The 12085-nt window shown below is 52.0% G+C and carries 12 protein-coding genes; 7 read left to right on the plus strand and 5 right to left on the minus strand.

Annotation, left to right across the window (positions count from 1 at the left end; all coding sequences use genetic code 11):
• The first annotated feature begins 496 nt into the window (after nt 1-496).
• From ABF859_RS12535 to ABF859_RS12560, 6 genes are all read left to right on the plus strand, one after another.
• Nucleotides 497-1135, plus strand: a complete 639-nt coding sequence (locus ABF859_RS12535; protein ID WP_346006215.1) for a tyrosine-type recombinase/integrase — start codon at nt 497-499, stop codon at nt 1133-1135.
• Nucleotides 1136-1143: 8 nt separating this feature from the next.
• On the plus strand, nt 1144-1482 hold the full coding sequence (locus ABF859_RS12540) for a prevent-host-death protein (protein ID WP_346006216.1): 339 nt from the start codon (nt 1144-1146) through the stop codon (nt 1480-1482).
• Complete coding sequence (locus tag ABF859_RS12545) at nt 1479-1862, plus strand: type II toxin-antitoxin system VapC family toxin (protein ID WP_346006217.1); 384 nt, start codon at nt 1479-1481, stop codon at nt 1860-1862. The genes ABF859_RS12540 and ABF859_RS12545 overlap by 4 nt, the downstream gene beginning before the upstream one ends.
• Nucleotides 1863-1981: 119 nt before the next feature.
• Nucleotides 1982-4264, plus strand: coding sequence for a TerB N-terminal domain-containing protein (locus ABF859_RS12550; RefSeq protein ID WP_415528096.1), 2283 nt, complete (start codon nt 1982-1984; stop codon nt 4262-4264).
• Nucleotides 4261-5661 carry an ATP-binding protein gene (locus ABF859_RS12555; protein ID WP_346006219.1) on the plus strand — a complete coding sequence of 467 codons (1401 nt, stop codon included), beginning with the start codon at nt 4261-4263 and terminating at the stop codon, nt 5659-5661. Before ABF859_RS12550 ends, ABF859_RS12555 begins: the two co-directional genes overlap by 4 nt.
• Nucleotides 5658-7961, plus strand: coding sequence for a DEAD/DEAH box helicase (locus tag ABF859_RS12560; protein ID WP_346006220.1), 2304 nt, complete (start codon nt 5658-5660; stop codon nt 7959-7961). The genes ABF859_RS12555 and ABF859_RS12560 overlap by 4 nt, the downstream gene beginning before the upstream one ends.
• Nucleotides 7962-8130: 169 nt before the next feature.
• On the opposite strand, the gene ABF859_RS12565 is transcribed toward ABF859_RS12560, so the two are convergent.
• The 4 genes from ABF859_RS12565 to ABF859_RS12580 form a co-directional block, all read right to left on the minus strand.
• The gene (locus ABF859_RS12565) at nt 8131-8799 is read right to left on the minus strand and encodes a hypothetical protein (protein WP_346006221.1); all 669 of its coding nucleotides are present in this window, start codon (nt 8797-8799) and stop codon (nt 8131-8133) included.
• Nucleotides 8800-8978: 179 nt separating this feature from the next.
• Nucleotides 8979-9275 (minus strand): helix-turn-helix domain-containing protein, encoded by a 297-nt coding sequence (locus tag ABF859_RS12570; protein WP_206035321.1) that lies wholly within the window; start codon nt 9273-9275, stop codon nt 8979-8981.
• Nucleotides 9272-9613: a type II toxin-antitoxin system RelE/ParE family toxin gene (locus tag ABF859_RS12575; protein WP_346006222.1), complete on the minus strand. Its 342-nt coding sequence runs from the start codon at nt 9611-9613 to the stop codon at nt 9272-9274. The genes ABF859_RS12570 and ABF859_RS12575 overlap by 4 nt, the downstream gene beginning before the upstream one ends.
• A 438-nt stretch (nt 9614-10051) precedes the next feature.
• On the minus strand, nt 10052-10975 hold the full coding sequence (locus ABF859_RS12580; protein ID WP_346006223.1) for a hypothetical protein: 924 nt from the start codon (nt 10973-10975) through the stop codon (nt 10052-10054).
• Nucleotides 10976-11276: 301 nt separating this feature from the next.
• Here ABF859_RS12580 and ABF859_RS12585 point away from each other — a divergent pair, with 301 nt between their 5' ends.
• Nucleotides 11277-11486 carry a hypothetical protein gene (locus tag ABF859_RS12585; RefSeq protein ID WP_346006224.1) on the plus strand — a complete coding sequence of 70 codons (210 nt, stop codon included), beginning with the start codon at nt 11277-11279 and terminating at the stop codon, nt 11484-11486.
• Nucleotides 11487-11527: 41 nt separating this feature from the next.
• Here ABF859_RS12585 and ABF859_RS12590 read toward each other — a convergent pair whose 3' ends face one another.
• A complete protein-coding gene (locus tag ABF859_RS12590; protein WP_415528097.1) occupies nt 11528-11974 on the minus strand; it encodes a hypothetical protein in 447 nt (148 codons plus the stop codon).
• Nucleotides 11975-12085: the final 111 nt, after the last annotated feature.

A 12085-nucleotide genomic window follows, 5' to 3' on the forward strand; every position in this document is an offset into this window, starting at 1 on the left:
CATGCTGAGTGCCGCTCCGGCACAGGCCAGGCCGTGGATTTACGCTGGACCACCAATTGTCGTTCCACCACCAGTCGTGGTCGCGCCGCTAGCTGTCAGTTGGGGTGGGCGCTCTCCTTCAGAAGGTTTATCAACCGCCGGTATGGCACATCAATGCCGCAAGGAGGCCTTCCACCCCATCTGACATGTCTTGTTCTATGATACGTTCTCAGAAGGGGCTGCTTTTATGCAGCCGAGCGGAGAATGCACTCGGGTGGGAGGAAACTCCATCAGCTCATGGTGATTGCGGACTGTCCGCTTAGGAGCTTGGCGAATGGGGGCTTGTATGTCCGGGATGAAGGCGGAAGCAGCAGGTCCGCTTACGCCTCATGTCGGTCATAAGCTGAGCTGTTCAAGCTTCCGGAAAGCGGAGGGTCGGCAATAGTCCTCGTTATCCGTCGATATCCTCGTTCAGACTTCTGATCGCCGCATGTGCAGCGGATCAGGAGGATATATTATGGAGAAGAAAACGCGTTTTTCATCACCGACGCTGAAGGCGTCCGTGGCTTGGAATGCAGGAAAAATGGTTGGCGCCAAGCGGGCGCTCAAAGAAAAGCACGTTTGGGCTATTCGGTTCTGGCTTGGGAGTGAACAGCGCATCAGAGACAAGGCTCTGTTTGATCTTGCGCTGGATAGCAAACTCAGAGGCTGCGATCTTGTCAGCCTTCGGATCGGAGATATCGTGAGCAACGGTCAGGTGCGCCACCGAGCCGTGGTCGTCCAGCAGAAAACCCGGCGACCTGTGCAATTCGAAATTACAGAAACAACGCGGGAAAGCGTGCGGGCGTGGCTGGAACATCGCGGTGGTGGCCTGAATGAGTATGTTTTTCCAAGTCGCCTAAGCGCCAAAGCTCACCTGAGCACAAGGCAATACGCCCGGCTTCTCGATCAATGGGTTCAGGCGGTAGGACTGATCCCCGATGAATACGGAACTCATTCACTTCGTCGAACAAAAGTTGCCATGATTTATAAACGAACCGGCAATATCCGGGCCGTTCAGATTCTGCTGGGTCATACAAAGCTGGATAGTACGGTTCGATACCTTGGGGTCGATGTCGAGGACGCTCTGTCACTGTCTGAAGTTACGGATCTCTGAAATCGAATATGTCTCGGGAATTCTCTACCTCCTCCTTGTGTGTACATGCTATGATGACACACAAGGAGGAGACCATGAGCGAGCATCTTTCAGATAACGCACCATCCCCACAAAAAATCGGGGTTCGAGAGTTCCGGGGAAATCTGACGGCTTATCTGCGTCAGGTCAGACAAGGCAGCACGATCCTCGTGACGTCTCACGACCAGGTTGTCGCTGAACTACGGCCGCCCGCTCCTTCCTATCGACCACGTCGTCAGCCTGGAGCTCTTCGTGGGCGGATCAGAATGAGCGAAGATTTTGATCAGACACCTCTCGACGTTCTTGAAAGTATGGAACGCGACCTGTGAAGGTTCTGCTCGATACGCATGCTCTGCTCTGGTGGCTTTCGGACTCCGGCCGGCTGGGTGAGACTGCACGGGAGATCATCGCAGATCCGGCCCACGATATTCTGGTGAGTACTGTGTCCTTATGGGAGATTGCGATCAAAATCCGTATCGGAAAACTGGATGCGGATATGAATGATATTCTGGCAGCCATTCCTGAGGAAGGTTTCTCTCTATTACAAATACAGACCGAGCACCTACAGATCCTGATGTCTTTGCCTCTGCATCATCGTGATCCGTTTGACCATCTCCTTATGGCGCAGGCGCAAGCTGAACACGCCACATTCCTTTCGGAAGACGGACAAATGGATCAGTATTCTATTGAAAGAATCCGATGTTCCTGATGGTGTGAACAGAATAGCCGTGATCTATTCTGATTTCCATTTGCCGCACGAGATAGTTGCTGCAGGGTAAGAATGGTGTCTACTATTTGAAAAAATGGCGAGCATTCCGTGAGTAGAACATGTTTTCTTGGCTAAAGCGTATTTTCAGTGGATCCAAAGTTCCGGACACGACTAATGAAGCGCTCAGGAAAGAGACTATCGCCTCATCATCTACATACGAACTCTCCTTTCATACCCAACATGTACTTCCCAATGATGAGGAGAAGTTAGAACGGTATGGACAATCACGGAGCCACAAGAAGGACGATGCTCGGTGGGTGCTTCCCGGGGAAAAAGTCACGGTCCATGGCTTCGAAATCGCTGATGGCATGGTCTATGTCGGCAACTTTTTGACGGCAGCGCCTGACGGAGGCTGGAATACCGACACTCCAGCGCCTTGTCTTATCAGACCATCACTCAAGGTCGCGTCCGGAGCGCCACAAACGAACCTGGATCTGGGCTATTGGCCCTCTTACACTGATCTCACCCTCAATCAGCGATTGACTTATCTGCATTGGCTGGCAAGCGGAAAATCCGACACGAGCTACCCAATGGGCTATCCCTTTCTTTACTTCTATGGGCTTGAACGTCGCTTGGTCGCCGATAGCCCTCCGATTGACGAAGAGGCGTTATTGGTAGCCGAAGTAGAACGCCTGCGAAGCCTATTCGGAAACAACGGTTCTTTTGTAAATTACAGCACTGAGCTACTCAATTTCATCAAAATGAAGCATGCTGTGACGGATATACCGAGAGTGGAGGCATGGAAGCCAGATCTCGCAGCTCTGGGAGATCATATGTCTCCATTGCTTCAGGTTAAATTAGGTCTACATGTATTGAGAGGTATGCCGCTTGATGTCGACCTCGCCATAGCAGGTATTCTATCGTTGCCTCCTCACTTAACCGGCTTATGGCCGCGCATTGCGACGACACGAGCGCGTCCGGAGTTCATTGAACTCATGCGACATCGTTTTACTCAGAAATTTCCAAAAGGTTTCCGAATCAGAGATAAAAAAGAGAGCCAACTTGATCTGAGTTACCGGTCGGCGAGTCAGTATCTTCATGCTTCAATAAAGTTTGATGGCTTCGATCGCTTCCCTGATCCAGCGCAATTGACGTGGACCAAAATGATCAAGCTCTGCGAAGGGGCTCGTGAGGATCTGACTGCATTTGCCAAGGTCGTCGGCAAAGAGCGTGAACGTGCCGACACCATGGCCGCTGCCTTAATGCTGCCTGTGGAACTCGGAGAAAGAGAAACTGTTCGTTCTTTCAGAGCTTGGCTGGATGATTTGCCTCAACCTCTTGCCGATGTGCCACTTGAAGAGCTCGGTCTGCGGTGCTTTGGTTCTGGCAAAGCAGCCTCGGGTCTTCGGCAAGCTTGTGACATGTCCGCCATGCTGGCACGAGTAGGTTACGGCATGGAGCCGGATCCAACCTACGGTGGGACCAGACCAGGTGAGAATATAATTCTATTCCGCATTGGCGATACTCAAGGCCAGCTAACACCGGTCGGTGCTGATTTCTGTACAGCCGCCCTGATCATGACCGCCATCGGCCCGGCAGCCAAAGCTCTGACTTTAAGCTCAAAGCTGGTCGAAGATCTTACCACACGCCTGCGGCTCACCCCGCATGAAACGAAACGACTGACAGCCCGTCTGCAGCTGCTTCCGGAACGATTGCCAACGCTTGGCCGCCTCAAAACCATCGTAGAGAGTATAGAACCCGAGCAACGAACCGCTATTGCTTCGCTGGCAGCTTCTGTCGCCGTAACGATAGGCGAGACAGATCAAGGCATGATGGTGGCTTTGGAGCGGCTTTACGAAGCCCTTGGTCTCGGCCGACAGGAACTCTACACTTTCTTGCACCAGAGTACTGCTGCTACGGCATCCTGCGCTGCGGAGCCGATCGTGGTCGAGGATGGTAAATCGCGGAGACGTGGTCACCGAATTCCAGCACCTCCCTCGAAAGCGAAGTCCCAGGATGGTATCGTCATTGACATGAGCAAGGTCGACGTCATCCTGCGAGAGACTAAGGAAGTCGATGCAATTCTCGCGCCAATCTATGAGGATGAAGCCTCTGAAACTCCGATTTCGGGAGCCGTTTCTCCCACTTTGGAGCAGGAAACGAAGTTCGTCGGACTTGGCCCTGAGCAGGCCCGCCTGCTTGAGGCCCTGGTCAACCAACCGGAATGGACACGCTCCGGGTTTAAGGCCAAGGCACGCGAACTCGGGTTGATGCCGGATGGCGCGCTCGAAGCCATCAACGAATGGGCCTATGATACGTTCGATGAGGAACTTATCGTGGACGGTGACCCTTTGATCATCAATATGGCGCTCCTTGCTGACGCGCCGGGAGCATCATCATGACCAACCTCAGTATCGCAGCTTCAGACGGCACGCGCACTGCGGAGAAAATCAAGCCCAAGGACCGTGATGGCGTCATTCAGGCGCTTCGCGCAGGTGTCGTGCCACGGTCAGGCATCCAGTTAGTTCAGGTCGGTCGCGCAGGCGAAGTCAATCAGGTGGTGCAGGACGTTAAACGCATCGCGGACGGAGGTTCTGCGGTTCGATTCATTATTGGTGACTATGGAGCAGGCAAAACTTTCTTCCTTAACCTGGCCCGCTCTATTGCCATGCAAAGCAAGCTGGTGGTGGCTCACGCAGATTTATCCCCCGATCGTCGCTTGCAGGCCAGCGGGGGCCAGGCCCGCAGCCTTTATGCAGAACTCATGCGTAACATGGCCACCCGCACCAAGCAGGATGGGGGGGCTCTGGCAAGCGTAGTCGAACGTTTCATCATGGAGGCGCAGGCTTCAGCCAAGGCGTCAGGTCGCAAGATCGGAGACATCATCCAGGAACGGCTGCTCCCCATTCAGGAACTCGTTTCCGGCTATGACTTTGCTACCGTCATCGAATGCTACTGGCGAGCTTTCGAAGAAGGCAGCGAGAGCGGAAAGGCGGCGGCACTTCGCTGGCTCCGTGGTGAGTACGCGCTCAAAACTGAGGCTCGGGAGGCGCTTGGCGTACGTTCCATCATCGACGATGCCTCGGTTTACGACTACCTGAAGGTTATGAGTCGCTTTGTGACCCTGGCAGGCTATTCGGGCTTTCTGGTCATGCTCGATGAATGCGTAAACCTTTTCAAGCTGGTCAGCGCCCAATCACGCAACGCCAACTACGAGCAGATTCTCCGTATCGTGAATGATGTGCTCCAGGGCTCGGCTGAATCTCTCGGCGTCTACTTCGGTGGTACGCCCGAATTCCTGATGGACAGCCGCCGGGGCCTCTATTCATACGAAGCGTTGCGGTCCCGCTTGGCTGAAAACAGCTTTGCCCGCAATGGTCTGGTCGATCTTTCCGGCCCGGTCATTCGGCTTCAGAGCCTGACCCCCGAAGACCTCTACATTCTGCTTGGTAAATTGCGGCATGTCTTCGCTTATGGTGACCAAAGTCGTTACCTGGTGCCGGATGAGGTTTTCAAGGCCTTTATGACTCACTGCAACCAGAAGATTGGTGAGGCTTATTTCCGGACGCCCCGTAACACTATCAAGGCCTTTCTGGATCTGCTCGCGATCCTGGAACAGAACCCGCAGGCTCAGTGGCAGGAACTGGTGGACCAGTCTGAGGTCGCGCCGGATGCGCCCTTGGCGGGCGGAGATATTGTCGATAACGACAATAAAGATACGCCTAGTGCGACCGGTCCCTCAACGACCGGCTCCACTCAGACCTCGCCCGACGATGATCTGGCGGACTTCAGGCTTTGAACGACGCGCCGTCCGACCCGTTCGGGCAAGCCTCAAATGACGGCGCATCGACGTCTTTCGATATGCTGCAGGAGAAAGTCCGGCGCTGGATATGGCGTCAGGGCTGGACGGAGCTTCGGGATATCCAGGAACGATCCATTCCGGTTCTGCTGGAAGGACAGCGAGATCTCATTATCACGGCCGGAACAGCAAGCGGAAAAACCGAGGCAGCCTTCCTGCCGATTGTTTCGCGACTGGCTACAGATGAACGCAAGCCCGGTGCCGGGTTTGAGGCCATTTACATCAGCCCTTTGCGTGCACTTATCAATGATCAGTTCGGTCGCATGGAGATACTTTGCGAAGAAGTGGAGATTCCTGTCTGGAAGTGGCACGGGGATGTGGCCAGCAGCGTCAAGGAAAGAGCACGTAAGCGGCCCCAAGGGATACTTCTGACCACTCCAGAGAGTCTGGAAGCCATCCTTGTCCGACGAGGAAATGAAGCAAAGCGTCTGTTCGGTGCGCTAAGTTACATGGTGATCGACGAGATGCATGCTTTTATGGATGCAGAGCGCGGACGCCAGCTTCAATCTCTGCTCAATCGTATCGAGATCGCCGCAGGGCATCCTGTCGTTCGAGTGGGCCTTTCGGCCACCTTGGCCGACATGAGGACCTCAGCTGCTTTTCTACGGCCACTGAATCCGGATGGCGTGGAGATACTGGAATCTAAAATGGGTAGCCAACCTCTGAAACTTCAGGTCCGCGGCTATATACAGCCACGTCTGAAGCAACGTGAGGAGAATTCAGACAAGGGCGAAGCTACCGAGAGCACAGTAGAAATAGAGATCGCGACACACATCTTCGACACGCTCCGAGGGCATCGGAGTCTGATTTTTGCCGGCTCGCGCCGGAATGTTGAACTGTACACTGCAAGACTGCGTGGTCTTTGTGAAACATTGGGCGTGCCGGAGGAATTTTTCGCTCATCACGGTAGTTTATCGCGTGAGCACCGTGAGGAAGCCGAACGAAGGTTGAAAGAGGATGATCGACCAGGTTCCATTGTTGCAACCACGACCCTCGAACTGGGCATCGATGTTGGCCACATTGATGCTGTGAGCCAGATTGGGCCTGGACACACTGTTTCAGGTATGCGCCAGCGACTGGGGCGTTCCGGTCGGCGTGCGGGACAGTCCTCGGTAATGCGGGTCTACACTACCGAGATGGCGATCGACGAACGCATCCATCCCATTGATGCCATGCGACCGCGCACGGTGCAGACCATAGCCATGCTCAATCTGATGCTGAGGCGCTGGAATGAACCGCCTCAGATTGGGTGTCTGCATCTTTCCACACTGATACAGCAAATTCTGGCACTAACCGCTCAACATGGCGGACTGACAGTCAAACAGGGCTGGAACCGCTTGATCGAGAGTCGGGTATTTCCTGAAATTGATCAGGCCCTTTACATTGATGTGCTGCGGCGCATGAAGCATCCAGAGGTCCAGCTTATTGAGCAGGCACCAGACGGAACGCTTTTGCCAGGCGAAGAAGGCGAACGGGTCATCAATGATCGTGGGTTTTACGCCGTATTCATGACGCCAGACGAATTCAAGGTTATCACAGATCGCGGCCGGAACCTTGGCACGCTGCCGGTCGATAACCCGGTGATGCCGGAACAACTCATTATTTTCGCCGGACGTCGGTGGCGGGTGATGGAGATCGACGATCAACGCCAGGAAATTCTGGTCACACGAGCGTATGGTGGCGTGCCGCCCAGCTTTGGTGGGGAAGGCTTACCTCCAGCCGATGAAGTCGTGGCAGAAATGCGTCGTGTTTACGAGGGCATCGCCATTCCTCGCTTTCTCGACAGGGTAGCTCTTGAATGTCTTACTGAAGCCAGAGAGACATTCGACCATCTTGGGTTGCGGCATGCAGGTTTGCATCGGCATGAGGACGAACTCCTGCTTTTCCCCTGGGTCGGCAATCGGGCGCAACTGGCCTTGGTGCTTGCTCTCGCCGCTCATGGCGTAAAGGCCAATTCGGAGGGTATCGCGGTCACAATTCCGGCTAAAGACGGAGGTAAACTGATTGCCGCCCTGAAAACTCTCGCCGAAAGGCCTGCGCCTAATGCGGAAGTTCTAGCCCGACGAGTGCCCGATATGAAGAGAGCAAAGTATGACGCCTATTTAGGAGACGAATTGCTGGCGCGTTGTTACGCCAGCGAGCATATCGACGCGGCACGCGTGCCGATCATTGCTGCTGACCTAATCTCTAGATTGCCAGCAGAAGCAACGACAATTTTTGAAACTAAAGTGCCTCTATGAGATGTTTGAGGTAGGCTGGCATAATGGATGATTCCAGAACAAAGTAGACAGGCGGCGTTCGCCTACGTTCCGGACGTTGAACACCTCAATTGGCTCTTCTCAAAGCCGACGCACTCAACATGCTTAAATAATTAAATATTTATAAAAAAGAGATTTTAGATCATTATAGTTAAGATTCTATTTTTGTTTTTATCACTTCGAAGCGGCTATAGAGTAACCGATCGAGTGTCCACGCATCAATATTGAGAACCGATGCTAAAAATCTTAAAATGTTTTCTCCCCGCCGATAGGAGACGCTTGGGAATCCACAGACGGAGAGAAGTGTCTTCAATCTATGATCTAGTGCAAAGTGATCTCTTACCAATTCATCGTAACAGTCCATTGGAATATTTCGGCCATATTTCGCCCCAAAGCCCGGGTAAGATTGTACATAGGCAATACGTGCTTTGGCGGTCGTTTGAGATAGATATGACGCCCGCACAGCCGTCGGACCACCTTCTCTAGCGATCCTTTCGTAGCTACTGAAAATCCACTCTGAAACACGCTCAGCAAAACGAGGATTGGGAATTTTTTTTAACCGTTTTCTTCGCTCATCAAGGGTTAGCCTATTCAGAACACTCCAACCATATAACTCGTCGTATTGTGGACCAACACGCTTTTCCCAATTAAGCGAGCCACCTAATGTTGCATAAGAAAGCACGAAGCCATTCCAAGGCCAGTCTGGATGCTCCCCCCAAGATTGAGCGGCGCGTCGCATATCTGAGAAATGAGGCTCCATTTTAATAAATTCATCACGGATGATCGATATTACCTTAGGATTAAAAACGATATCATTCATATTATTCTCTCATTATTAAGTTGGATTTTAGAAAGTGCTACAACCTGCAGGAAACTTAGAAAATATTCTATATGTCACAATATATCGTTGATATATATTCTCGGCTGATCCCACACCTGACCGTCCGGTCTCCCCCCCATATTGATCATTTGAATGAGCGTATCGGGACCTCTGTCTTCTCAGCGAGCCGCAGAGAGCAGCTCACTCACCAAGGACGGCCGCTTATCCAACATCGCCAGCAAAACCTGGGCTGGTCCGGTTGGCTGACGACGGCCATGTTCCCAGTTCAGAAGGGTCCCCTTGGCGACCCCGATGCTTCTGGCAAACTGTGCCTGAGAAAGCCCGGTCCGCGTTCTGATGGCCGCCACGTCAACCGACGGAACACGCACCTGGTGGGTCACGCTGTCCTCGGCCGGAGCTTCCGCATAGGCGAGAGCCTCGTTCAGTCCCTGCAGAATGCTGTCATAAGCGCTCATGATGGTTCTCCGTATTTCGCAACAAGCGTCTTGCTCAACTCTATCAGGGCGGCCTGTTCAGATCGCGTCAGCTTGTCTTTCTCGTTTTTGGCAAAAACAGTCAGGAGAAACAGAGGCATCTGTCTTCCGCCAAAAACGTAGAGAGTTCTGTACCCTCCCCTCTTCCCACCACCCTCGCGGGAAAAGCGGACCTTTCGCAGACCGCCACCTAAAGCAATGCCAGCATCTGGCATTGCAGCGAGCATGTTAATCAGAGCCATACGATCGTCGTCTGACATCAGGGCTTTTGCCCGCTTTATGAATTCAGGCAGTTCGACAACGGTCTGCAGCTTGGACATTCACAATGAACTATACGTCATTGGCGGATGCGTCAATGACGTATAGTTTGGAGAAATTAAGGGCGTGATGGGCATTTAGACAAACAGCAGTCCAAAAACCTCAAAAATACCAAAGATCTGCAGTTTTCCGCCATAAAATCTATGTCCATTTTTTCTTATTATCGGACATAGGTTTTTTTTTGCATTAAATCATAAACTCGGGTCATTTCGCAGCGATGGTGATGGACTTCATGCGAGTTCTCATCCGAAATGGACTTAGCTTAGCTGGCTGTAAACGAGAAAGTTTGCTGAGCTTTCGCTAATCGGAAGAGTAAGACTATTCACCGGCTAGTATTCCGAGAATAGCCTTACAAACCCCGAATTGCGAAAGGTACCCAGATCCCGATTAAGGTATATGAGACCTAAAACGCAGCCCGACTATCTCTTGGTGAGGTCAGCTTATGAAGGTTCTGAATCTTCATCAGGAGGGAAGCTACCAGTCGTCAACTCTCCGGAGGGCATTTCTTCCAACAATCCCATTGCGATCAACTCTTTTTCGCGAAGCTTAACACGTGCCTCCCACTCCTCTTGTGTTTGTATAAACGAAGAGTAGAGGTGTTTCCTAATTGGTAACCTCAATCCAGGCACGATCTCTTCGTTCTTACCTTGAATGTTGATGTGCCACTGGCGGACTGGTCCGTTCAGTTCAAAGCCTTCTGTGAGACGCTGATCGTATAAGATTCGAAGCTCGTAAGCCTCTGGTGACGCCATCATTCTTCGAATAATGCTGTAAGGCCAAATAGGATGCTGGTTCTTTAACTCCTTCCAAAAGAAGGAGATAGTACCATTCATCACGCTACCAACTCGTACAATTGGATGTGGATAATGATCATTCTCGCGGTAGACGTATTTGATAAGAAGACCGACTGCTTCCCCCATTGCCTCGACGACCACTAAAAAATCAGGCGCAGTAAAAAAGTCAAAAAATATGCTTTTTAGATTTTTACCATATGTAATCAAACATAATGCAATTTTCGTGCCATAGAAGTCCGCCCACATCTCCAAAGCACGAAATTCGTTATTTTCTTGATGATTTCCGCTGTTATGCAGCAGTACTGCATGGCATATTTCATGACCAAGAATGAGTAGATGAAAAAACAGGTCTTTAGGATTATCTATTACCTCTTCAGCCATTTCCTTGGATATAATTATAGACGAGTTTTTCGAGGATCCTCTTGTAGAGGCGTAATCTACTTTACCAATAACGATAGGAATATTTATTTCTTTTCCATTGCAAAAAAAACTCGCGAAGTCTTGTACCACGGCGCGAGCTAATTTTTCACCGGTTAGTACTGTAGATGCCATCTTATTTATACCACCCATTTTATCTATAATTCCTATCATGTATCTATAAATATAAGAAAACTCAATACGCGAATTGACGTAAGATTAGGCTTACAGAGGAAGCAAATAGTAACCTTATCAATTATAGATAATCTAGGGTCATCGATAAGTTTATTTTGTGTTCGGAAAACATTTTTAATTTCATCGGTTGATTTATTTTGTTTCAGGAATTTGCCTCATGTTGCTCGTTCTGACTGCACTCACAACCACCCGCGATACGGTTGCCCGGCATCGGCCTTCCTCCGCTGCATCATCAAGGTCTCAGACTGGAGAAGCAGACATGACCAGAGTTCTTTATGGTGACAGCCGCGCCCTCGCCCGTGCCGAAGACCAGGGTTTCGTTCACTGTGTTCGCGACGACGCGTCTCTGGAGACGTTCCTCAAGGAAGGACACGACACGATCCTGGTGCATGCAGAAAGTCCGGAAGGTGTGATGCGCCGCTACCCTCGCCTCGCGAGCGCAGACGTCACGTTCGAGGCCGCGGCCTGATCTGACGCTTAGAACGCCGGATCATACGCCGATCAGGGTTTCTATAGCCCCAGGCGTGTGATCCCGGCCCGATACAGACCTTCGAAGAGATCTCCGAGTGCCAGGCGCCGACGCAAGGTCAGGCGTCGTTGAGCCAGATGATACATCCGGTCGTGCAGCAGATGGCAGCGCTGACAGAGCGCGCGCAGATTGCGCAGCCGGTTGCTGGTGGGATCATGATTCAGATGAGCCGCCGCCAGAGACACTTTCGTCTGACGCACCTGCAGAAGCTCGATCAGGTCCGGAGGTGAGACCCGCCTGCCCCGACCATTGAACCAATGCCCCGTCTCCGGATGCTTCCATCGGCCACCCGGTAGCACCTGAAGGTGATGTCCATGCGGTCGACCACAGCGCTGACAGACACCCCCTGCCCGCTCGAACCTCACCTGCCGGCTCAGTTCAGGCCAGTTGGGGGGGTAAAGCGGCTTCAGTTCCGGTCGGATCGGCATTCAGTCTTCGTTAACACATTTCGGGCCTGCGTTGGACAGTGTTTGTTCTCCTCTCTGCCCTACCCTGGCTTCATGCTATCAGAAGCCAGGTTCTGGTTTCGCGGAGGCGTT

The sequence above is a fragment of the Gluconobacter sp. genome, from assembly GCF_047722525.1.
Taxonomy (GTDB): Bacteria; Pseudomonadota; Alphaproteobacteria; order Acetobacterales; family Acetobacteraceae; genus Gluconobacter.